The 22,670-nt window shown below is 73.8% G+C and carries 20 protein-coding genes; 12 read left to right on the forward strand and 8 right to left on the reverse strand.

Annotation, left to right across the window (positions count from 1 at the left end):
- Positions 1-5: 5 nt before the first annotated feature.
- Positions 6-725 (reverse strand): hypothetical protein, encoded by a 720-nt coding sequence (locus FE374_RS19010; protein ID WP_168205532.1) that lies wholly within the window; start codon positions 723-725, stop codon positions 6-8.
- A 190-nt stretch (positions 726-915) separates the two neighbouring features.
- Here FE374_RS19010 and FE374_RS01005 point away from each other — a divergent pair, with 190 nt between their 5' ends.
- From FE374_RS01005 to FE374_RS01025, 5 genes are all read left to right on the forward strand, one after another.
- Positions 916-2,847: a histidine kinase gene (locus FE374_RS01005; protein ID WP_139926836.1), complete on the forward strand. Its 1,932-nt coding sequence runs from the start codon at positions 916-918 to the stop codon at positions 2,845-2,847.
- A complete protein-coding gene (locus FE374_RS01010) occupies positions 2,844-3,488 on the forward strand; it encodes a response regulator (protein ID WP_139926837.1) in 645 nt (214 codons plus the stop codon). Before FE374_RS01005 ends, FE374_RS01010 begins: the two co-directional genes overlap by 4 nt.
- Before the next feature lie 199 nt (positions 3,489-3,687).
- Positions 3,688-3,915, forward strand: a complete 228-nt coding sequence (locus FE374_RS01015) for a hypothetical protein (protein ID WP_139926838.1) — start codon at positions 3,688-3,690, stop codon at positions 3,913-3,915.
- 15 nt (positions 3,916-3,930) lie between these two features.
- The gene (locus tag FE374_RS01020; protein ID WP_139926839.1) at positions 3,931-5,106 is read left to right on the forward strand and encodes a winged helix DNA-binding domain-containing protein; all 1,176 of its coding nucleotides are present in this window, start codon (positions 3,931-3,933) and stop codon (positions 5,104-5,106) included.
- A gap of 132 nt (positions 5,107-5,238) precedes the next feature.
- Positions 5,239-6,213: an SDR family oxidoreductase gene (locus FE374_RS01025; protein ID WP_139926840.1), complete on the forward strand. Its 975-nt coding sequence runs from the start codon at positions 5,239-5,241 to the stop codon at positions 6,211-6,213.
- Positions 6,214-6,254: 41 nt separating this feature from the next.
- Here FE374_RS01025 and FE374_RS01030 read toward each other — a convergent pair whose 3' ends face one another.
- The 4 genes from FE374_RS01030 to FE374_RS01045 all read right to left on the reverse strand — a co-directional run bounded on the left by FE374_RS01030 (position 6,255) and on the right by FE374_RS01045 (position 11,528).
- Positions 6,255-7,460 carry an AI-2E family transporter gene (locus FE374_RS01030; protein ID WP_223173607.1) on the reverse strand — a complete coding sequence of 402 codons (1,206 nt, stop codon included), beginning with the start codon at positions 7,458-7,460 and terminating at the stop codon, positions 6,255-6,257.
- Between the two features lie 49 nt (positions 7,461-7,509).
- Entirely contained in the window at positions 7,510-8,712 is a 1,203-nt protein-coding gene (locus FE374_RS01035; protein WP_139926841.1) for an MFS transporter, read from the reverse strand.
- 69 nt (positions 8,713-8,781) lie between these two features.
- Positions 8,782-9,438 (reverse strand): response regulator transcription factor, encoded by a 657-nt coding sequence (locus FE374_RS01040; RefSeq protein WP_139926842.1) that lies wholly within the window; start codon positions 9,436-9,438, stop codon positions 8,782-8,784.
- Positions 9,435-11,528, reverse strand: a complete 2,094-nt coding sequence (locus FE374_RS01045; protein WP_139926843.1) for an ATP-binding protein — start codon at positions 11,526-11,528, stop codon at positions 9,435-9,437. Before FE374_RS01045 ends, FE374_RS01040 begins: the two co-directional genes overlap by 4 nt.
- 177 nt (positions 11,529-11,705) lie before the next feature.
- On the opposite strand from FE374_RS01045, the gene FE374_RS01050 reads away from it, so the two are divergent.
- From FE374_RS01050 to FE374_RS01060, 3 genes are all read left to right on the forward strand, one after another.
- The gene (locus FE374_RS01050) at positions 11,706-12,494 is read left to right on the forward strand and encodes a hypothetical protein (RefSeq protein ID WP_139926844.1); all 789 of its coding nucleotides are present in this window, start codon (positions 11,706-11,708) and stop codon (positions 12,492-12,494) included.
- Between the two features lie 109 nt (positions 12,495-12,603).
- A complete protein-coding gene (icmF, locus tag FE374_RS01055) occupies positions 12,604-15,945 on the forward strand; it encodes a fused isobutyryl-CoA mutase/GTPase IcmF (protein ID WP_139926845.1) in 3,342 nt (1,113 codons plus the stop codon).
- 227 nt (positions 15,946-16,172) lie between these two features.
- Positions 16,173-16,640 (forward strand): DoxX family protein, encoded by a 468-nt coding sequence (locus FE374_RS01060; protein WP_139926846.1) that lies wholly within the window; start codon positions 16,173-16,175, stop codon positions 16,638-16,640.
- An 84-nt stretch (positions 16,641-16,724) separates the two neighbouring features.
- Here the strand turns inward: FE374_RS01060 and FE374_RS01065 are convergent, their stop codons facing one another.
- The 3 genes from FE374_RS01065 to FE374_RS01075 are packed head-to-tail and all read right to left on the reverse strand — an operon-like array spanning position 16,725 to position 18,924.
- Complete coding sequence (locus FE374_RS01065) at positions 16,725-17,261, reverse strand: L-2-amino-thiazoline-4-carboxylic acid hydrolase (RefSeq protein WP_139926847.1); 537 nt, start codon at positions 17,259-17,261, stop codon at positions 16,725-16,727.
- On the reverse strand, positions 17,258-18,088 hold the full coding sequence (locus tag FE374_RS01070; protein WP_139926848.1) for a maleate cis-trans isomerase family protein: 831 nt from the start codon (positions 18,086-18,088) through the stop codon (positions 17,258-17,260). Before FE374_RS01070 ends, FE374_RS01065 begins: the two co-directional genes overlap by 4 nt.
- On the reverse strand, positions 18,085-18,924 hold the full coding sequence (locus FE374_RS01075; protein WP_168205533.1) for an ABC transporter substrate-binding protein: 840 nt from the start codon (positions 18,922-18,924) through the stop codon (positions 18,085-18,087). The genes FE374_RS01070 and FE374_RS01075 overlap by 4 nt, the downstream gene beginning before the upstream one ends.
- A 296-nt stretch (positions 18,925-19,220) precedes the next feature.
- Between FE374_RS01075 and FE374_RS01080 the strand changes: the two genes are divergently transcribed.
- Genes FE374_RS01080 through FE374_RS01095 form a run of 4 tightly spaced genes read left to right on the forward strand, consistent with a single transcriptional unit; the run spans position 19,221 to position 22,540 of the window.
- Positions 19,221-20,465, forward strand: a complete 1,245-nt coding sequence (locus tag FE374_RS01080; RefSeq protein WP_139926850.1) for a Zn-dependent hydrolase — start codon at positions 19,221-19,223, stop codon at positions 20,463-20,465.
- A gap of 1 nt (position 20,466) precedes the next feature.
- Complete coding sequence (locus tag FE374_RS01085; RefSeq protein ID WP_139926851.1) at positions 20,467-21,240, forward strand: amino acid ABC transporter ATP-binding protein; 774 nt, start codon at positions 20,467-20,469, stop codon at positions 21,238-21,240.
- Positions 21,240-21,878, forward strand: coding sequence for an amino acid ABC transporter permease (locus tag FE374_RS01090; RefSeq protein ID WP_139926852.1), 639 nt, complete (start codon positions 21,240-21,242; stop codon positions 21,876-21,878). The genes FE374_RS01085 and FE374_RS01090 overlap by 1 nt, the downstream gene beginning before the upstream one ends.
- Positions 21,875-22,540, forward strand: coding sequence for an amino acid ABC transporter permease (locus FE374_RS01095; protein ID WP_139926853.1), 666 nt, complete (start codon positions 21,875-21,877; stop codon positions 22,538-22,540). The genes FE374_RS01090 and FE374_RS01095 overlap by 4 nt, the downstream gene beginning before the upstream one ends.
- Positions 22,541-22,670 lie beyond the last annotated feature (130 nt).

Consider the following 22,670-nt stretch of genomic DNA (forward strand, 5'->3'; position numbering starts at 1 on the left):
CGGCGTCATCCCATGTCGCCCGGGCGGGCGGCGCGGGATCGCAGGAGGACGGAGATCCCCGCCGCCGGCAGCCACAGCGTGAAGCCGTAGAGGCCGGCGAGGAAGAAGGCGGTCGAGGCCGCCTCCAGGTGTGCGGCGTGCAGGGCAAGGCTCAGGAGGTTCATGGGCACCAGTGCGAGCGCCGCCCACGCCACAGGCCGGTGCAGGAAGCGGCCTGTGAGCCCGGTCCAGCCCACCCCGGCGAGAAACAGCGTCTGGCCGGCCTTGCCGATGTCGCCGAACGCCTCCTGGAGCGCGCCGAGCGCGTACCAGCCGCGCGCCACCTCTGGGGTGACGCCGGCCAGGTCCTCCACGATCACGGGGATGCCGGTCACCGCGCCGAACATCCACCAGTCCAGCAGCACCATGGTGCCGCCGAGAAGCAGGACGGCCGGCAGGACGCCGTCGCCCAAGCTCCGGCGGGCCAGTGTCCACAGCGCGGCAAGGGCGACGGTGAACGCCACCAGCGCCGCGGCGGTGCCGTGCATGGCGAGGTCGCGCATGGCGAGGGTCTCCCCGAGGACCGACCGCGCCTCCTCGGCCGTGATGGAGCCGGCGGCGGGGCCCGGGGTGCCCCACATGGTGAACATGAGCCCGAAGGTGGCGAGCAGCGCCACCCCGGCGGCCACGTGGGTCGCCGGGCGGGGGAGGACGGCGGCGGGCGCCGTCGGCTGGGTCGTTGTCACGTCAGTGCCTCTCTGTCACGGGACGGTGGATCGCGTCCAACCTCGCCCACGCCGCGTCCCGGTGGGCAGGGCCGGGCGTCCCCGAACGCGCCCGCGAGAACACCACCGTGTCCCGGGACACCTGTCCGCTGACGACGGGACGCGCGGCCCGGCATGATGGCGCGCAAGTCCAGGCGTGCAAAGGAGCGTGATGAGGGCGTACGGATCCTTCACGGTGCGTCCCGGCCGGGTGCCCGGGCTCCTCGTGGCCGGCGCCTGCGGCGCTCTCGCCCTCGTCGTCGTGCTCGGCGACCGGCTGATGCCACCCGCGGAACGTATGGCGTGGACCGACCTGGTCTGGTTCGGTGCGCTGCTGCTCTACCCGCTCATGGGCGCCGTCATCGTGCATCACCGGCCCCGTCACCGGGTGGGTTGGGTCTTCCTGGCGGTGGGGCTGTGCATCACGGCGGCCCCGCTCCTCGAGGGTGTCTCGTTCCTCGTCGACGAGCCCCTGGCGACGACGACCGCGGCGACGTCGCGGGTGCTGTTCGGCGGGGCGTGGGCCCTGGCGACCACGGTCGCCCTCCTGTACTTTCCGACCGGGTCGTTGCCCTCGCCCCGCTGGCGCGGCGTAGCACAGCTCGCCGCGCTCGGCGCCGGGCTCGTCACGGCCGGCGCCCTTGGCGTCCCCGGGCTGGAGACCGCCGGGCTGCTGACGCTCGGCGCGGTGACGCTGGCGTCGCTGATCTCTCTGGTGGTGCGATGGCGACGCCACGACGACGTCCGGCAGCTCTCCTGGGTCATGCTCGCCGTCGTCGTCATCGTGACCGCCGCGGGCGTCCTCGCGCTGAACACCCTGGCCGACGGTCCCGCCGCGGTGGGTGTGATGTGCGAGGCGCTCGCCCTCGCCGCGCTGCCGCTGGCGACCGGGGTCGCCATCGTTCGGGACCGGTTGTTCGACATCGAGCTCGTGCTCAACAGGTCGCTCGTCTACCTCACCCTCGTGGTGGGCGTGCTCGCCGTGTTCGCCCTCGCGGTGCTGGTGGCCACCCAGCTCGTCGGCGCCGCCGCGGGCCAAGGTGCGGCGCTGGTCGCGGCGGTCGTCGTTGCGGTGGCCTTGGGGGCGGTCAAGGACCGCCTGGTCGCCGCGGTGGACCGACGGCTCTACGGTGCGCGCTCACGCCCCTACGCGGTCCTCGCCGGCGTTGCCGCCCGGCTGGAGGGCACCCTGGCCGTCGACGAGCTGCTCACGACGGCGGCCGCCGCGGTGGCCGAGGACCTTCGGCTCCCTCACGTGACGATCCAGCACCACCCCCACGCCCTCGACGCTGACGGGGGCGTCGAGGTGTTCGACCTGCGTCACGGCACCGTCAGCGAGGGGATGCTGGTCGCCGGGCTGCGCCGCGGTCAGTCGGCGTTCTCCCAGCGTGAGCGGGCGCTGCTTACCGCGATCGCACGGCACCTCGCCGTCGCCGTGCGGGCGGTGCGGCTGACCGACACGGTCGAGCAGGCACGCGAACGCCTCGTGCGGGCGCGGGAGGAGGAGCGGCTGCGGATCCGGCGGGACCTGCACGACGGCGTCGGCCCCACGTTGGCCGCGGTCCGGCTGCAGGTCGACACCCTCGGCGACCGGCTCGCCCCGGCCGACGGCGCGGCGCACGCCCTGCTCGGGCGCATCCAGGCACACCTCGCCGACGCCGTCGGGGACGTCCGCCGGGCGGTGGAGGGCCTGCGCCCGCCCGCGCTGGACCAGGTCGGCCTGGCGGGCGTGGTCCGCGGGCGGGCCGACGACCTGCGCGCTGCGGGTCTGGAGGTGCAGGTGGTGTGCCCGGACCGGCTCGAGATCAGGTCGGCGGCGGTGGAGGTGGCCGCCTACCGGATCGTGACGGAGGCCCTGACGAACGTGGTGCGCCACGCCTCGGCGCGCCGGTGCACCGTGCGGCTGGCCGTCGAGCGTGGCGTGCTGACGGTCGAGGTGGCCGACGACGGCACCGGCCTGCCCGTCGAGGTCCGGGCCGGCGTGGGTCTGGCGTCCATGGCGGAACGTGCCGCCGAGCTCGCCGGGCGCTTCGAGGTGAGCGCCGGGCCGGCGGGCGCTGGGACGGTCGTGCGGGCCGAGCTGCCGCTGCGGGCGGACGCATGAGCGCCACCCGCGTGCTCCTCGTCGACGACCACCCCATCTTCCGGGAGGGGCTGCGTACCGCGCTGGCGGGGGCGGCCGAGCTCGAGCTCGTCGGGGAGGCCGCCGACGGCGCGCAGGCGCTCGAGCTCGTCACGGCGCTGCGGCCCGACGTCGTCCTCATGGACCTGACGATGCCCGGGATGTCGGGCCTGGAGGCAACCCGCCAGCTGCGGGCGCGGGCGGACGCGCCGGCCGTGCTGATCCTGACCATGCACGAGGATGACGAGTCCCTCTTCGCGGCCGTCCGGGCCGGGGCGGCGGGCTACCTGCTCAAGGACGCCGGCCGCGACCACCTCGTCCGGTCGGTCCTCGCGGTGGCGGCCGGGGAGGCCGTGTTCGGGCCCGGGGTGGCCCAGCGGGTGCTCGCGGCGATGCGCGGCCCGGCGGCCCCTGCCGCGCCGTTCCCGGTCCTGACCGACCGGGAGCGGGAGATCCTCGACCTGGTCGCGCACGGCCAGGGGAACCAGGCGATCGCGCGGCGGCTGTACCTGTCGGACAAGACGGTGCGCAACACCGTCTCCGTCGTCCTGGCGAAGCTCCAGGCGGCCGACCGTGGCGAGGCGATCGCGCGGGCGCGGGCCGCCGGGCTGGGACGCGGCTGAGAGGGCGTGAGCGCTGCCTCGGTGCCATTCGTCAGGAGGTGAAGGAGGGAGCCGCGCCGGTCCCCGCGGGCATGATGGTCGGGTGAGGATTCGTGCCGCCGCAGCCGCCGCGCTCCTGGTGACCGGGGGTGCGGTGGCATGCGCAGGTGTCGGTAGCCCGCCGGTTCGGGAACCCGATGTCACCGGCGTGGTCGCGCTCGTGAGTGCACGGGAAGGTCCGGTCCTCACCGACGCGTCCGACGGCTACTACGACGGCATGCGGCTCTTCCCTGACGACTCGGTCACCCTGAGCGGAACCCGCGGTGAGCGCCTCGAGCCGAGCGAGCTCGCAGAGGGCGACCGCGTCGAGGTGTGGGTCGGGGACGCCTGCGCGGAGTCCTTCCCCGTCCAGTGCCACATCGAGGCCGTGCGGCTGCTGGGGCCGTGACGACTTGAGGGGCGCATGACGGTCCGGCAATTCGATGCGACCGAGCGCCGCGCCCGGCTCGTGACCCGGCACGGGCTCGACCCGTCGACGCGCGCCGACGACCCGGTGGGTGCCGCCCGTTACGTGGTCGCCCTGCACGCGACCGATCCGCTGACCGTGTTCCTCTCGGTGCGGGCCCGCACCAACGGTGTCGGGCCTGAGGACATCGAGCACGCGGTCGTCGAGGACCGGTCGCTCGTGCGGTGGATGGGCTGGCGCCGCACACTCTGGGCCGCACCTCGCGAGCTGATTCCCGTCATCCACGCGTCGGCCACACGGGCGGTCGCCGCTCGGGAACGACGCTCCCTGACCGCCGTCGTCGCGAGCAGCGGCATCACGGACCCGGAGCGCTGGCTCGACGACGTCGAACACGCCGTCGTCGAGGCGCTGGCCGCTCGCGAGGAGGCAACCACCAGCGAGCTGATCGAGGCGGTGCCAGCCATGGCCGCACCAATGCGCACGGCCGTGGGCACGCGATGGGAGCGGACGCACCGCGCCGGCGCCCTGGTCCTTCCACTCCTGGCGATGCAGGGGCGGCTGGTGCGCGGCCGGCCGCGCGGCACCTGGGTGAGCTCGCAGTTCCACTGGGCGACCACCGAGTCCTGGCTCGGCGGCCCGGTCGACGATCAGGATCCGGCGGCGGCCCGCGCCGAGGTCGTGCGCCTCTGGCTGCGGACGTTCGGTCCGGGCACGGAAGCCGACCTGCGCTGGTGGACCGGCTGGCCCGCCCGGGACATCCGGGCCGTTCTCGCCGCGGTGCCGCACGCGCAGGTCGACCTCGACGGCGCCGTCGGTTACGTGCTCGACGACGACCTCGAGCCCACACCGGTCCCCGAGCCCGAGGCCGCGCTGCTACCCACGCTCGACCCCACCACGATGGGATGGCGTGACCGTGACTGGTACTTCGGCCAGCCCGACGGGCTGGTGGACAGCGTCGGCAACGTCGGCCCGACGGTGTGGTGGGCGGGACGCGTGGTGGGCGGCTGGGCTCAGCGCCCCGACGGGGTGGTGGTGACCGGGCTTAAGGAGGACGTCGGCGCGGACGCCCGCCGGGCGATTGCGGAGGAGGCCGACCGGGTTCGCGACTGGCTCGGCTCCGTGCGCCTCGCACCACGCGTGCTGCCGCCTTACCAACGCACACTCGTCGACTGACCGCGCGCGGAGCCTATCCCGGGGCTCTCCTCGGGCGTCTGCCCGACCGGGCGGTTATCGTCGGTCGCCCGTGGGTGCGCCTCATCGGTGCTCGCCCGGGACAGTTCTGGCCGCCTGACTCGAGGAGGCGTTATGCGCATCAAGGGCTCCGTCGTCGTCATCACCGGGGCGTCGAGCGGCATCGGCCGGGCGGCGGCGCTGCGCTTCGCCAAGGAGGGGGCCGACGTCGTGCTGGCCGCCCGGCGAGCCGAGGCGCTCACCGCGCTCGCGGCGGAGTGCGAGAAGGCCGGCGTCCGCGCCTTGGCGGTCCCCACGGACGTGAGTGACGTCGCGGCGGTGGACCAGCTCGCCGAACGTGCCGTGGCGGTTTTCGGGCGCATCGACGTCTGGCTCAACGACGCCGCCGTCGGGGTCTACGCGCGGTTCGACGACATCCCGCCGGCAGACTTCCAACGCGTGATCGACGTCAACGTCATGGGCTACGTCAACGGCGCCCGGGCCGCGCTGCGCCAGATGCGCCGCCAGGGGAGGGGCGTGCTCATCAACGTCGCCTCCGTCGTGGCCGAGATCCCCCAGCCCTGGTCGACGGCGTACACCGTCTCCAAGGCCGCCGTTCGCGCGCTCTCCCTGGCGCTGCGCACCGAGCTTCGCCTCGACGGCGACAAGCGCATCCATGTCTGCACCGTGCTGCCCGCGACGGTGGACACCCCCTGGTACCAGCACGCTGCCAACTACACCGGGCACCGCGTGGGCACGGTGCCGCCTGTCTACGGCGCCGACCGGGTAGCCCGGGCGATCGTGGACCTCGCCCGGTCGCCGCAGCGCGAGGTCACCGTCGGCGCCATCGGCAAGGCCGCGGCCTGGCAGCACCGCGCCGCCCCGCGGGCGGTCGAGGCGACCTTCGGCACCCTGACAGACAAGCGCAGCATCAGGCGCAGCCGGAGGGCGGCGCCGTCGAGCGGCAACCTCTACCGGCCCTCGGCCGACCCGGGCACCGCCGCCGTCTCCGGCGGCTGGGGCGGCGGCAGGAAGACGGCGGTCCGGCGGCTCGCGTCCGTGGGTGCCCTGGCGGCCGCAGGTCTGGCGATCCGTCGCGCCCTGCGTTGACTTCCAACCATCGCCCCATGCCCCCGACGGGGCGACGAGACTCAGCCTTCCTGGCGGTCCGGGAAGGACTGTGGACCGGGCTCGGCACCGGCTGCGCCATCGTCGTCAGTCACGACCGCGGGCTCTGCCGCTGCCCCGGGCTTCTCCACCGCCGCGGGCTTCTCCGCCGCCGCGGGCTTCTCCGCCGCCGCGGCGGTGACCAGGAAGGCGTCCACCCATCGGGCGTCCGGGTGGGCGTCGACGAGGACCGCCTTGAAGAAGAGGGTGAGCGGCACCGCGAGCAAGGCGCCGAGCGGCCCGACGACGAGTGCCCAGAACACCAGCGAGAAGAACGTGACCGTCGGGCTCAGGCCGACGACGTCACCGGTGATCTTGGGCTGGATGATGGACTGAATGGTGAAGTTGATGACGCTGTAGACGGCCACGACCCACAGCATCGAGCTCACGCCGCCGTCGAGGAGCGCCACGAGCGCGGGCGGGACGAGGCCAAGGACGAAGCCGATGTTGGGGATGTAGTTCGTGACGAACGCCAGCACGCCCCAGGTCACCGCCAGCGGAACCCCGATCACATAGAGGGCGACGACGTCCACGGCGGCGACGATCAGGCCGAACACGGTGGCGACGATCCAGTACCGGCCCACCGCGACGAAGAAGCCCGACAGGGCGACGGAGAGTCCGGGCCGCGCCCGTGCCAGCAGGGCGCGCCGGCTGGTCGTGTCGGTGGAGTCGAGCGCGAGGAAGAACATCACCACGACGAGCAGTGCGACCTGCGCCCCCACGGCACTCAGGCCGCTCGCGGCCTGGCGCACGACCCCGAGGATGCTGTTGAAGTCGACGACCCCCAGGAGCTGGTCGACGTCGGCGACCTGGACGCCCAGCGAGGTGAGCCAGTCGGCGACGGTCTGGTAGAGGCCCTCGAACTCCGGCCCGTACTGCGGCAGCGTCGTCGAGAGCTGGGCGATCGACCAGCCGAGCGCGAAGGCGAGCACCACGAGCACCAGATAGAGCGCGAGGAGCACCAGGAGGGCGGCGAGCATCCGGTGAATCCCGAGCCGCACGAGCCGGCGCTGCACCGGCCGGCCCGCCACCACGAGGGTCAGGGCGAAGAACGCCGGGGCGACGATGCTCTGGGCCGCGTGCATCCCCGCGGCGACGACCACCAGGCCGGCGAGCGTGAGGACAAGGGCCAGGGTAGAGGGGACCCGGCCGGCCGCCGTGGCGGGGGGTTCCGGGTTCGGGACGGCCACGGCGCCATCATGCCACCGCAGGGCGCACCGGCCCGCTGGACTGTGCGGGCTACCGCGCCGGCTGGGGGGCCCGGGCGGCCAGGGCGGCGCCCACCGCGCCGAACGTGTAGGCGATGGTCGCCACGAGGACCAGTGCGAGGGGCGCCGCCCACCCCCCGGTCACGGAGTTCAGCGCGCCGGCGAGCGGCGGACCGAAGGTCGCGGCGATGTACCCCCCGGTCTGCACCCGGGCGGACATCGAAGCGGCCTCGCGGTCGCTGCGGGTCACCCGCGCGATGATCGACAGGATCGCGGTGAACCCGCCGCCCTGCGCGACGCCGCCCACGATGGACCAGAGAATGTAGGCCTCCGGTGCGACGAGCAGGCCGACCGGCAGCGACATCCAGAGCAGGCCGATCACGCCGGCGGGCACCCAGGCCGGTGTCCGGGCCGCCAGGGCCGGCACCCCGAACGCGCCGACGATGGCGGCGATCTGGAACAGGGACGCGGTGGCACCCGAGGCGGCGGCGCCGAGGCCGCGGGTGTCCGCGAGGATCGTCGGCAGCCAGGTGGTGACCGCGTAGTACGCGGTGGACTGACCGCAGAACGCGATGAGGAGCAGCCAGCCGATCCGTCCGATGTGCGCCCCGCCGGCGGTCGGGTCACCGGCGGACGGTGCCGCCACCGCGCCGCCCCGGAGGCGCTGGGCCAGCCATACCCAGTACAGCGCCCCGCCCAGCGCCAGCACACCCCACGTCGCGAGCGCCCAGCGCCACCCGACCGCGGCGGCGAGCGGCGCCGTGCCGAGCGAGGTGATCATCGAACCGACGTTGAGCGCGGCGGTGTACGCACCGGTCACGGCGGCCGCGCGCTGCCACGGCACGTCCCGCCGGATGATCACCGGCACCACGATGTTGCCGATCGCGATCGCCACCCCGATGACCACGGTGCCGGCGAACACCACGGGCGCCGTCCCCGCCGAGCGGACCACCGTGCCCAGCAGCACCCCCAGCAGGCAGGTGATAACGGCTATCTCGGGGCCGAAGCGGCCGATGACCCGGGTCGCCAGCGGCGTGGCGAGCGCGAAGCACAGGATCGGCAGGCTCGTGAGCAGGCCGGCCGCCGTCGCCGACAGACCCAGGTCCGCCTGGATCTCGCCCAGCACCGGGGCCGGCGCGACGATGGGGCCGCGCATGCTCAGGGCGACGATGACGATCCCGGCGACCACCGCCCAGGGCAGGGTGGTGCGCGCGGCAGAGAGGGGGGTGGGCATGGATACCGATGCTAAGCGCGACCGGAATCGCGTGGCGGCCCTGTCCTCCCCGCGAGAACAGGGTGCGATTCAGCGACCGTGACGGCCGACCCCCGCGTCGCGCGCCCGGGCGACGGCGGCCGCGCGGTCCGGGGCGTGCAGCTTGACGAGGATCGTCGCGATGTTGTTGCGCACGGTCTTCTCGGAGAGCGTGAGGCGACCCGCGATCGCGTGGTTGCCAAGGCCCTCCGCCACCAGCTCGAGAATCTGCTCCTCGCGCGGCGTCAGCTCGGGAAAGGGTCGGGAGGTGGGGTCCGGCCGCTGCGTGAGGAGCTCGCTCACTCGCCGGCCCACCTGCGCCCCGTAGACGGTGCCGCCACCGGCCACCGTGAGGATGGCTCGGACGATCTCCTCCCGTTCGGCGCCCTTGAGCAGGTAGCCGCGTGCCCCGGCCCGCAGCCCGCCGAGGACGGCGTCGTCGTCGGCGTGCATGGTCAGCACGAGGACGGGCAGGTCGGGGAACCGGGTCAGGACGTCGCGGATGGCCGTGTACCCGTCGACGCCGGGCATGTCGAGGTCGGTGAGCACGACGTCCGCCGCCGTCCGTTCGACGAGCGCGACCAGCCCGGCGCCGTCGCTAGCCTCGCCGACGACCTCCACCTCGGCCGCTCCCTCGAGCGCGGCGCGCAGGCCGTACCGGAACATCGGGTGGTCGTCGGCGATGACCACCCGCAGCTGGGCGCTCACGGCACCCTCACCGGGGACCGGGCGGGCTGTGCCTGGACGTACGGGTCCGAACCGGTCGTCCCTGTCGCGGTCGTGGCGGTCGTGCCGACTACCGGAACCTCGAGGACGACGGTCGTGCCGCCGGGTGTCGTCGTCGTGCTGAGCTCGCCACCCAGGGCGTCGGCCCGTTGCCGCATCGAGGCCAGGCCCAAGCCGGCCGCGGCGTCCGGTGGGAACCCCGCCCCGTCGTCGGCCACCCGCAGGACGACCCGCGCGCCGGCGACCCGCACGTCAACCGTCGCCCGCGTGGCCGCGGCATGACGGCGCACGTTGGTGACCGCCTCGAGCGCAACCCGGTACACAGCGTCCTCCACTGCGGGCGGCATCGGGGGCAGGTCTCCGACGGTGACCTCGACGGCGAGCGATGAGCCAGGCGTAGCCAAGCCCCGGACGAGTGCCGCGGCGAGACCATGCTCGGCGACCGGCGCCGGGCGGAGGTCTTGAAGGATCCGGCGCACCTCCGTCACGGCGGCGGACACCTCGGTCTCCAGCACGGACGCGATCTCCCGGGCGCGTGCGGCGTCACCCGTCTCGACGGCGTCGTCGAGCGCTCGCAGGCCAAGCCCCACGCCGGTGAGGGAGGGCCCCAGGCCGTCGTGCAGGTCCCGGCGCAGCCGCTCGCGTTCCGCCCGCCGCGCGTCGACGACGGCGTCGCGCTGGGCCTCGAGCGCCGCGGCGAGGTCGAGCGCGCGCACGACGACGGCGACCTGTGGTGCCATTGCTGCCACGAGGCGCTCGTCGGGCGGGGAGTACTGCTCGCTGGGCGCGCGCGGCGCGAGCTGCAGCGTGCCGACGGGCTCGCCGCTGACGGTCAGGGGCACGGCGAGCGAGTCCGGCGGCATGTCGGGCGGGTCCGGCACGCGGGGCGGCCCCGGCGCTGTGGCGCACGAGCCCGCGACAGCGAGCACCGCGCCGTCGGACCCGAGAATCCGTGCCCCGGCGGCCCGCACCGCCGTGCGAACTCCCTCGAGGACGGCGTCGAGCAGGTCCCGTTCCCGCGCGGCGGCCACCCGGTCCCCGAGGTCCGCCACCGCGCGGACCGGGTCCGACCGGTGCCCGTAGAGCAGCCGGTCCACCCCGCGCTGCAGCCGTACCCGCACCGGGGTCAGCCCGACGGCGACGACGGCGGCCGCGACCACCCCGGGCAGGGCGCCGCCGGTGAGACGGGCCCCGGTCACGAGCGCAACGACCGCGTGGAGGGCGACGATCGCGGCCGTCAGCGCCGCGTACACCAGGCCACGGCGCAGCACGAGCTCGATCCCGAGCAGCCGGTACCGCAGGATGCCCACGGCGACCGCCGCGGGCAGCAGGTACAGACCCGCCGCCTGCGCCCACAGTGCGGCGGTGGAGTCGCCCAGCGACTGGGTGACCAGAATGACCACGACCGCCGTGAGCAGCCAGGACAGCTGCTGACGCTCGGGGCGCCGCGCCCGCACGAGCCGCGCCACGCACCCGGTCCACACCGCGAGCGTCGCCGCGGCGTACACGGCGGTCGGCGCCCACACCAGCCAGACCGGCTGGGTGGAGTGCGGGGCGGCCGAGAACGGCCACGCCCACGCGTCGTCGAGCGCGGCGAGCAGCCACTGCACCTGCATCAACGCCGCCGCGGTGAGTACGGCGACCGTCGGGGCGCGCCAGCGCGGGCCGGGCAGCCGGCCGGAGGGGTAGAGCACGGGCAGCAGCCCGAGGAGCGCAAAGATGAGGAAGCCGCCGACGATGGTGAGGGCGAGCCCGGCGCCGCGCCCGTCCCAGGGGTGTGCCGGGTCACCGCCCAGCACGCCGAGGCGGGCGAGGGACTCCTCCGCCAGGGCCACCTGCGTCGTCGTGCCGACGACGAGCATGAGCCAGCCAAGGACGTTCCGCGGTCGGAGCCAGGTCAGGACGGCGCCGATCGCCGCCCAGCCGAGCCCGACGAGGGACAGGGCGACCTGGACGAGCGCGATCGAGGTGGGCTCGCCGGCCCGGTGCTGCCACTCGGCCCAGCCGCCCCACACCGCGGCGACCAGGCTGACCAGCAGCAGCCCGGTGCCGACCGCCCGTTGTGCCCGCATGTTGCACAGTGTGGGGCATCGGTGCAGGTGATCGGTGCGGGTCGATGTCCCGAGGTCTCGGGCAGGTTGCCCGGGTCCTCGGGACACCGACCCCTGCCGCCCGGCCCGCCGGGCGCCGAAGGATCGCGGTGCGGCCGGCGCCAGCGGGGCGCCGACCAACCTCGACAGGAGCACCTCATGGCCTCGACCTCCGTCGACCAGGTCGTCCCCGGCAGGGTCCGTGCCCGCCGTTACCTGCTGTTCCGGATCTTCGCTGTCCTCGTTGCGCTCGTGTTCCTCGTCCTGTTCGGGGTGTGGCAGTCGATCCTCACCCCGTGGGTGCTCTTCCCCGACGCCACGGACCACGGCTGGGTGCGCACCGCGGAGCTGCACCGGTACGCCGACGCGGCTGCGGCGGCCGGGATGGGCGCGGCCGGAGTGGGCGCGCTGGTGGCGGCGCTGCGGCCCGCCCGGCGTTCCGGCCTGGTCGCATGGGTCGGCGGAACTCTGACGATCATCGGCCTGGGCAGCATCGCCTCGGTGCTCCTCCAGCAGCACACCGGTCTGCTGGGGGCGCTGGTGCAGGGGCTGGTCACCGTGGCGGTGACCGCGGTGCCCCTGGTGCTGCTGCACCCCGAACGCCGGACGGTGCTGCGTGGGGGCGCCGCGGTGGTGGGGGGACCCGCGGGAGCCCGTGCGTCGAGGGGCACGGATGTGCCCGCGGGGGCCGCACGGATCGGTCTGCTCGCGCTCGGCGGTGCCGGTGTCGTGCTGGCGGTCGGGATGCTGATCTGGCGCCTGACGGGCGGAGTCTTCGAGAGCCCCCGTGAGGACGACGTGCTCAGCTTCGTCATCCTGGGCCTGTCCGTCGCCCTCGGCAGCCGGCTGTGCCTGACCGGCCGGGAGGGCTGGCGTCCGCTCGTGGTGATCCTCGCGGTCGTGGGTGCCTACGCCGTCGTCGGCGGGCTGTCGCTCGCCCTGGGCTAAGGGCCCCGGTGCGCGGTGTGCGCCGGTCGGCGGAGTTGCCGGGGGCTGATCTACCGGTGGTAGACGCTCCTGCGGTGGTCGATGCGGACCGGATGTCTATGCTCGAAGCATGTCCAACGACGGGCAGGGCACCCAGGGCAGGCTCGCGCTCGCGCCGGGGAGCCCGGCCGAGGCGACGGCGGACCGGCAGGCCGAGCTCGAGGACCGGCAGGCCGAGCCCCGGACGGAGCGCGGCCCCGCGCTCCACGTGCCCGCCCACCCGGTCCGCGTGGTCACCGCCGCCAGCCTCTTCGACGGCCACGACGCCGCCATCAACATCATCCGCCGCATCCTGCAGGCCCAGGGCTGCGAGGTCATCCACCTCGGCCACGACCGCTCCGTGGCGGAGGTGGTCGCCGCCGCCGTGCAGGAGGACGCCCAGGCCGTCGCGATCTCGTCCTACCAGGGCGGGCATGTGGAGTACTTCACCTACCTCGCCGACCAGCTGCGCGCGCACGGCTGCGGCCACGTGCGGGTCTTCGGCGGCGGCGGCGGGGTGATCGTCGCGGACGAGATCGCCGCGCTCGCGGACGTCGGCGTGCGGATCTTCTCCCCGGAGGACGGCCAGCGCCTCGGCCTGGCGGCGATGGTCAACGAGGTGGTGCGCGAGGCCGACGTCGACCCCGTCGCCGCCGCCGGCGGCCCGCCCGCCGACCTCGCCGCGCTCGGCGTCGGGGACGTGCGCGCCCTGGCCCGCACCCTCACCGCCCTCGAGCTCGGCCGCCTGCCCGAGCACCTGCTCGCCGAGCTGCGCCGGGCCGCGGAGGCGAGCGCCGCCGTCGTCCTGGGGATCACCGGCACCGGCGGGTCGGGCAAGTCCTCCCTCACCGACGAGCTGCTGCTGCGGGCGCGGCTGGACCAGGGCGACGGGCTGCGCATGGCGGTGCTCGCCGTCGACCCCACCCGCCGGCGCGGCGGCGGGGCGCTCCTGGGCGACCGGATCCGGATGAACGCCCTCACCGAGGGCACGTTCTTCCGGTCCGTCGCCACCCGCGGCGCGGGCGGGGACCTGCCCGCCGCGCTGGACGAGATGGTCGCGGCCGCCAAGGTGTGGGGCGCCGACCTGGTGATCGTCGAGACGCCGGGGATCGGGCAGGGCGACGCGGGGATCGTCGACCACGTCGACGTGCCCGTGTACGTCATGACCCCGGAGTTCGGCGCGGCCACCCAGCTCGAGAAGATCGACATGCTCGACCTCGCCGAGGTCGTCGTCATCAACAAGTTCGACCGGCGCGGCGCCGAGGACGCCCTGCGCGACGTGCGCCGCCAGGTGGCCCGCAACCGCCTCGCCTTCGCCGCCGCCCCGGAGGCCCTGCCAGTGTTCGGCACGGTCGCCTCCCGCGTGCACGACGACGGCGTCACCGCCCTCTACCTGCACCTGCGCCACCTGCTCGCCGGGCACGGCCTGCCGGTGGGCAACGGCGCCCTGGCGCCCGTCGACCACATGGTCTCCACCCGGGTCGCGCCCCTGGTGCCGGTCGCCCGGGTCGGCTACCTCGCCGAGGCCGCCGAGGCGGTGCGCGCCTACCACCGCCGCACCGCCGAGCAGGCCGCCGCGGCCCGCGAGCTGCAGCACCTGACCGGCGCCCGCGAGATCCTGGCGGGCCGGCTCACCGGCGCCCCCGCCGGCTTGGACGACGCCGTCGCCGAGGCCGAGGCGCACCTGACCGAGGAGACGCGCGTCCTGCTCGCCGAGTGGCCCACCCTCGCCACCGCGGCGGGCGCCGTCGCGCCGGCCGTGTCGCTCTCCGGCACACCCGTGCCGCGGCTCGCCCTGCCGCGCCTGCACGACGACGGCGACCTGCTCACCTGGCTGCGCGGCGAGCACCTGCCGGGCCACTTCCCATACACCGCCGGCGTTTTCACCCGCCGCCGCACCGACGAGCACCCGGCCCGCATGTTCGCCGGCGAGGGGGACCCGGCGCGCACCAACCGCCGCTTCCACCTGCTCGCCTCAGGCCAGCCCGCCGTCCGGCTGTCCACGGCGTTCGACTCGGTGACGCTCTACGGCTCCGACCCCGACACCCGGCCCGACATCTACGGCAAGGTCGGCAACTCCGGGGTCTCCATCGCCACGCTCGCGGACATGAAGGCGCTCTACGCCGGGTTCGACCTGTGCGCGCCGAGCACGTCGGTGTCGATGACCATCAACGGCCCCGCGCCGACCATCCTGGCGATGTTCCTCAACACCGCGATCGACCAGCGCCTCGACGCCTTCGCCGCCGCGCACGGACGGCCGCCGTCGGTCACCGAGGCCGCGGACCTGCGCGCGGAGGCGCTGCGGACCGTGCGCGGCACCGTGCAGGCCGACATCCTCAAGGAGGACCAGGGGCAGAACACCTGCATCTTCTCCACCGACTTCTCCCTCAAGGTGATGGCGGACATCCAGGAGTGGTTCGTCGCCCACGAGGTGAAGCGGTTCTACTCGGTGTCCATCAGCGGCTACCACATCGCCGAGGCCGGGGCGAACCCCATCAGCCAGCTCGCCTTCACCCTCGCCAACGGCCTGACGTACGTGGAGGCGTACCTGGCGCGGGGCATGGCGGTGGACGACTTCGCGCCCAGCCTGTCCTTCTTCTTCTCCAACGGGATGGACCCGGAGTACTCCGTGCTGGGCCGGGTGGCGCGGCGGGTGTGGGCGATCGTGCTGCGCGACCGGTACGGCGCGACCGCCCGCAGCCAGCGGCTGAAGTACCACATCCAGACCTCGGGCCGGTCCCTGCACGCCCAGGAGATGGCGTTCAACGACATCCGCACCACCCTGCAGGCGCTCATCGCCCTGTACGACACCGCGAACTCGCTGCACACCAACGCCTACGACGAGGCCGTCACCACGCCCACCGAGGAGTCGGTGCGCCGCGCGCTGGCCATCCAGCTCATCATCAACTCCGAGTGGGGCCCGATGAGCAACGAGAACCCCAACCAGGGCTCGTTCCTCATCGCCGAGCTCACCGACCTCGTGGAGCGCGCGGTGCTCGACGAGCTCGACCGCCTCTCCGCCCGGGGCGGGGTGCTCGGCGCCATGGAGACCGGCTACCAGCGCGGCCGGATCCAGGACGAGTCGATGCTGTACGAGCAGCGCAAGCATGACGGGTCGCTTCCGATCGTCGGCGTCAACACCTTCCGGGCGCCCGACGGCGACGACGGCGACGACGGCGGCGGCGCGGCGAAGGGGCCGCTGCGGCTGGCACGGTCCACGGAGGCGGAGAAGCGTGGCCAGGTGGAGCGGCTGCGCGCGTTCCAGGCCGCGCACGCCGAGGAGCGGCCGGCCGCGCTGGCGCGGCTGCAGTCCGCGGCGCTCGCGGAGGAGAACGTCTTCGACGTCCTGATGGACGTGGTGCGGGTGGCCAGTCTGGGGGAGATCACCCAGGCGCTGTTCGAGGTGGGCGGGAAGTACCGGCGCAACGTGTGAGCGAGCCGACCCAGCTCTTAGTTGATGTATCAACTAAATCCGGGTTAGGGTGCCCATGGCTGGCCAGCACCGGGGGGCGCGCGGCGAGATGCGCCAAGCCCCCGTGCGCAGCCGAGCGCACGACATCGGTCGGCTCCAGCATCCTTGCTCGCGGTCGGTGGTCGTGCCCTGACCTCTGACCCGCACGGGGCCGCGCGTTGGCCGCCGACGACACCAAGGAACACTCCATGACCCTGACCACCCTTCCCCGCGCCCTCCGTGACGTCCTCCTGCTGCTGGCGCGGGTGGGACTCGGCGCCGTCTTCCTCGCGCACGGCCTGCAGAAGTTCCTCAGCTACGGCATGGCCGCCACGACGGAGAGCTTCGCGGCCATGGGAGTGCCCGCACCGGGCCTGTCGGCCTGGGTTGCCGCCCTCGTGGAGACCGTCGGCGGCGTGGCCCTGATCTTCGGGGTGCTCACCCCGGTGTTCGCGCTGCTGCTGGCCGCCGAGATGATCGGCGCCCTGCTCATCGTCCACCTGCCGTTCGGCATCTGGGTGACCGAGAACGGCTACGAGCTCGTCCTCGCGTTGGCCGCGGGCGCGCTCGCCCTGGCGGCCGCCGGAGCCGGGCGCTTCAGCGTCGACGGCGTGCTCGCCACGCGGCCCGCGGCCCAGGCCGAGCCCGCCCGCGAGAGCGTGACCGCCGGGCGCTGACCCCTCCATCCGCACGAGGCGAGGCCACCGACCCCTGGTCGGTGGCCTCGCCTCGTCCCGATGCTGGCCGAGCGCACGCGCCGGTTACGCCGTGCCGGCCGTGCTGCCCGTGCGGACGGCGCCCCGCCGGACGTACCGGAAGTCGCAGTGGGAGGCGCCCTCCATGACGGTCTGGGTGCGCGTGAGCTCGACGTCCGGGTCGTACCCGTGGATGAACTCGAAGTCCCGCACGCACGAGAGCAGGTAGCCGATCTCGGCCAGCCCCATGGACTGGTACATCTCCGCGTACGCGCAGCGGTGGACGTCGTAGGAGTAGACGTCGTCGGACTCGACGTTGGTCTGCGTCGTCAGCGCGTCGTCCTTCTTCCACAGGTCCTGGATGTCGATGAACGTGCGCAGGTTCGCCCCGCCCGGCTCCCGGGCCGCGAACCGCGCGCCGGACTTCCGGGCGTCCTCGGTGATCGCTTCCTCGATGATCCCGGCCGCACGCTCCTGACCGAGCTCGCGCTTCAGGATGGTGTAGATCGGGGCGATGATGTTCGCCTCGATGCGGCGTCGCTGGAGGATGCCGATCTCGTCGTCGGCGTCCTCGGGCCCCGCCTGCTGCGTGGGGAGTGTCATCGCGTCTCTCCTGTCCTGACCGGCTGCTCCGCACCGGCCGTGGTCGGTTTCTGGTGGCTCACGTCGTCGGGCCGGGCGCCGGCCAGCCCGTGTCCGTCGAGGAAGTCGGTCAGGCTCTCGGCCATGGCGCGGTTGCTGCTCAGCACCGGTAGCCCGATCCGCCGCTCCAGCTCCTCGTGGACGACGGCGGTACGCAGGTTGGTGCAGCTGAGCATCACCACGTCGGCACCGTCCTCGGCACCAGTGGTGGCGAACCGGACCAGCTCGTCGGCGCCCACGCGCGCGGTCTGCTCGTCCTCGGTGATGCCGAGCCCCTCCGCACTGACCACGTCGAGGCCGTACGACTCCAGGTACGCGCGCTCGGCGTCGACGATGTCCTGGGTGTAGGAGGCGCGCAGCCGCACCCGGCTCCCGCGCCGGCGCAGCCCGGCCGCCATGGCCTGCGCCGTCAGGATCACGGGTGCGCCGGCGGCCTCGGCCAGCCGGGCCGCCAGCTCGGCCTCGTTCGCGCGGCCCCGCACGAAGGAGGCGCTCGTGCAGCCGAGCACCAGTGCCACGGGCCGGATGGGTGCCAGGGCGGCTGCCTGGGCGACGGCGTCGTGCTCCATGGCGAGCAGGTCGGCCACGGTGACGGCGTCGAGGCGTGCGCGAGCGACGTGGATGCTGGCCCGGCCGGCGACCAGGCCGGGCAGCTCGATCTCGACGCCGGTGTCCGTGGCGGGCACGATCACCGCGACGCGTGGCGGCTCTCCGGCGGGCACGGGTGCGAGCCCCGCGAGGACGGCAGTCGCCGCCCCCGCAGGGCCCACACCCTCGCGGCGGGTCACAGGTAGCGCGGCTCGCCGACCTCCGCGGCCGACGGGTCGAGGCCGACGGCCTCGAGGATCGGCGCGATGGCGTCCTCGTCGTGGAGGGTGGCGATCACGTCGTTGAACGCCTTCGTGAGGTCGGTGCTCTCCGACTTGACGACGAAGCCGACCTGCCCGGGGTTCGTCGCGGCCGCGATGCGCTCGTCCGGGGGCAGCACCTTCACCTGGAAGTCGGTGCCCTCGTAGAGGTAGAGCGCCGTGCCGTAGCTGTCGATACCGACGTCGAGGCGCCCGGCCTCGAGGTCCTGCTTGAGCTCGACGGATGAGGGGTACTGGGCGAGCTCGCCGCCGAGCTCGCGGTCGACGTCCTCGACCCAGTTGTAGCCCTGGATGGTGCCGACCCGCTTGCCCACGAGGTCGTCGACGCTCGAGATGTCGTCCTTGGAGATGAAGCTACCCGGCTCGATGTAGATCGGGTCCGTGAAGTCGATGACCTTGTCACGCTCGGTCGTGCGGAAGATCGAGCCGATGGCCACGTCGATGCGGCCCTGCTGCACAGCCGGGATGAGCGCGGAGAACTCGTACGGCTCCGCGACCACGTCGAGGCCGTAGTGCTCGGCGATCTCGTAGATGACCGCACCGTCGGGGCCGACGATTCGCCCGTCCTCGATGCTGGAGAAGGGCGGGAAGGTGGGCACGCCCACGGTGATGGTGCCGGCGGTGACCGTCTCGAACGGGGCGTCCGCGGAGGCCCCGTCCGACTCGGCCGCCTGCGAGGAACAGGCGGCGGCGGCGACGGCGAGGAGGCCTGCCGCAGCGATGGCGCCCAAGCGAGAGCGAGTCCGTGTAGCCATGGGTGTTCCTTTCACAGGGTCTGCGCGATACCGGGGACTATCCCTGCCTGCGCCGAGACACCCGCTGAACGCCCAGTCCGCAAGATAACGGACAAGTTTCCGCCACAATCTGAGACGGTGCGGGCCCCGGTACCGGGCCGTGATGGCATCACCGGTAGGTGCCCTGCGTGGGACTGGTGTGCCCGCGGTCGCCGTCACCAAGGTCAACGACGGGCCGCGCGCCGTCACCACCTGCACAGAGCTGCGAGCGCGTGGCCCGGGCCCCCGTGCGGACGCAGACGAAAGGACAGCGACCGATGACCAACGCATCGTCATCGCCCGCGATCGACCCAACGCGGCTGTGGGCCAGCCTGACGGAGATCTCGCGCTTCGGTGCCACGGTGCGGGGCGGGCTGGACCGGCTCGCCCTGGGCGACCACGACCGGGCCGCACGTGACTACCTCGTGGCCCAGGCCCGCCACCACGGGTACGACGTGATCGTCGACGCCCTGGGCAACATCTTCATCACGCGCGCGGGCGCCCGACCGGACCTCACGCCGGTGCTGCTCGGCTCGCACCTGGACTCCCAACCGAGCGGCGGCCGGTTCGACGGCACCTACGGCGTCATCGCCGGCCTCGAGGTGCTGCGTGCCTTGGACGACGCCGACGTCACCACCCTGCGACCGGTGGTGCTCGCGAACTGGACCAACGAGGAAGGGGCGCGGTTCAGCCCGAGCATGCTCGGTTCCGCCGTCTACGCCGGCCGGCACGACGCAGGGGCGGCCCTGGCCCGCAGCGACGCCGACGGTGCCACCATCGGCGCCGAGCTCGCGCGCATCGGCTACGCCGGCACCGGTGCCGGCCCCGCACGGGTCCACCGGTCGCTGGAGCTGCACATCGAGCAGGGGCCCGTCCTCGAGGACCGCGGCCTGGACATCGGCGTGGTCACCGGCGTGTACGGGATCCACTGGCTCGACGTCGTCGTCCGTGGCCGCAGTGGGCACGCCGGCACCACGCCGGCCGGCTCCCGCCAGGATGCGCTGGTGGCGGCCAGTCGCATCGTGCTCGCGGTCGACGAGCTGACGGCCGCGGAGCCGGAGCTGCGTGCCACCACCGGCGAGGTCCGCGTCTGGCCGAACTCCCGCAACGCGATCCCGGGCGAGGTCCGCCTCGCGCTCGACCTGCGCCACCCGGCGGAGGAGACCCTGGCCCGCGTGGAGCGCGCCCTGTCCGAGCAGGTGGCCGAGATCGCCGCCCGCTCGGGCGTGACGGCGACGGTCACCCCCGTGCTGTCGCAGCCGCCCACCCAGTTCGACGGCGGCACCGTCGCCCTGGTGCGGGAGGTTGCCGCGGAACGGGGCTACTCCGCGACAGACCTCGTCTCCGGAGCGGGGCACGACTCGGTGCACCTGGCCCACGTCACCCGTGCGGGGATGATCTTCATCCCATGTGTCGGCGGCGTCAGCCACCGCGAGGACGAGGACATCCGGCCCGAGTGGGCCCTCACCGGCGCCGACGTGCTCCTCCACGCCACGGTGCGCGCCGCAGCGGAGGAGAGCTGACATGTCCGAGCACCCCACCCCGGCCGAGGCCGGCTCCGTCACCATCACCGGGCTCGCCAAGTCCTTCGGCGACACCGCCGTGTTCGCCGACGTCACCTTCGCCGTGCCCGCGGGCACGGTGACCGCGATCATCGGCCCGAGCGGCTCGGGCAAGAGCACGCTGCTGCGCTGCATCAACCGCCTGGAGACCCCGGACGCCGGGACCGTCGTCGTCGACGGCACCCGGTACCCGGCGGGTGAGCCGCTGACCGGCGCCGGCCGCCGGACGCTCCACACCGCCGTCGGCATGGTGTTCCAGTCCTTCAACCTCTTCCCGCACCTGACCGTGCTCGGCAACCTCACCCTCGCCCAGGAGCGGGTGCTGGGGCGCTCCCGGGTGGAGGCGACGAGCTACGGACGCGAGCTGCTCGCCCGCGTGGGCCTGCAGGAGAAGGCCGACGCCCGGCCCGCCACCCTCTCCGGCGGCCAGCAGCAGCGCGTCGCGATCGCCCGGGCGCTCGCGCTCGACCCGCACGTGCTCCTCTTCGACGAGCCCACCTCGGCGCTCGACCCCGAGCTCGGCGTGGAGGTGCTCGGGGTCATGCGCGACCTCGCCGCCGAGGGACGCACCATGCTCGTGGTCACCCACGAGATGAAGTTCGCCCGTGAGGTCGCCGACCAGGTCATCGTCATGGCCGACGGCGGCATCGTCGACGCCGGCGACCCGGCGACGGTCTTCACCACGCCCGCCCACGAGCGCACCCGCCGGTTCCTGCACTCGGTGCTGTACCGCTGATGGACATGCTCGCCGCGATCGCCCAGGGCATCCCGCTGACCATCGGGGTGACCGTGGCGTCCTTTGCGCTCGCCGCGGTGGCCGGCGTCCCGCTCGTCCTGGGCCTGCGCTCACCCCGGGCGCTCGTCCGAGTGCCTATCCGGGCGGTGGTCGACCTCGTCCGAAGCATCCCCATCCTCGTCTGGATCTTCCTGCTCTACTTCGGGCTGTCGGTGGGCGGGTTCCGCCTGGACAACCTCCAGGCCGCGATCCTCGCCCTCGGCGGCGTCTCGGCCGCCTACCTCGCCGAGGTCTACCGCGGGGCCATCGAGTCGGTCGATCCCGGCCAGTGGGAGGCGGGGCGAGCCCTCGCGCTGAGCCCGACGGAGACGTTCACCAAGGTGATCGCCCCCCAGGCGGTCCGGGTGGCGCTGCCCAGCGCCACCACGTTCGCCCTCACGCTGCTCAAGGACTCCTCGATCCCCAGTGTCATCGGGGTCGCCGAGATCTCCCACTTCACCCTCGCGGAGTCCCGTGCCACCGGGCAGGGGCTGACCGCGTTCACCACCGCCGTCGTCCTCTACATCGTCCTGAGCGTGCCGATCGCCCTGCTCTCGCGCTATCTCGACCACCGGATGCGGCGAAAGGTGGCGCGATGAGCGGCGAGCAGCTCCTCGACCTCCTCGGGGGCCTGGGCGTGACCCTGCAGCTGGCGGCGGTGAGCATCGGTGCCGGCCTCGTGGTGGCGCTCGGCCTTGCGCTGCTGACCTCCTCGCCGCGGCGCTGGCTGTCCTGGCCGGGCATCGTGGTCGTCGAGATCGGGCGCGGCGCACCGGTGATCGTGCTCCTGCAGCTGGTGTACTTCGGCCTGCCGAGCGCGGGCATCACTCTCGACGCCATGCCGGCGGCCTGGGTGGCCATCGGGTTCAGCGTGGCCGCCTACGGCAGCGAGATCATCCGGGCCGCGCTGCAGTCGGTGGCGGCCGGACAGGACGAGGCCGCCCGGGCGCTGGGCCTGGGCCGGGTGGACACCCTGCGGTTCGTGCTGATCCCGCAGGGGCTGCGGGTGGCGGTGCCGCCGCTGATCGGGCTGGCGGTCCAGATGTTCCAGGCCACGTCGCTGGCGTTCGCGCTGTCGGTGCCCGAGCTGCTCAGTCAGGCCTACAACCTGGGCTCGGTCACCTTCCGGTACGTGGAGTTCCTCGCGGTCGCCGGGGTCATCTACGCGGTGGTCGCCCTGCCGCTGATGCGTCTGGCGGGCCGGCTCGAGCGGAGCACGGGCGGCGCCGGGACGGGGCTGCGGGGCATGACGCACGCCTGAGCAGCCCGTCTTCACTACCGAGCGCTGTCGTTCGCGGCTAGCGCGGGTGGTGCACCATGCGCGCGAGCCGCGAACGGGCGCGCTCGGCCAGAGCGGCCGCCCTGTGCACGCGGCACCGGGCGCGGTGAGG

Source organism: Georgenia yuyongxinii, from assembly GCF_006352065.1.
GTDB lineage: Bacteria > Actinomycetota > Actinomycetes > Actinomycetales > Actinomycetaceae > Georgenia > Georgenia yuyongxinii.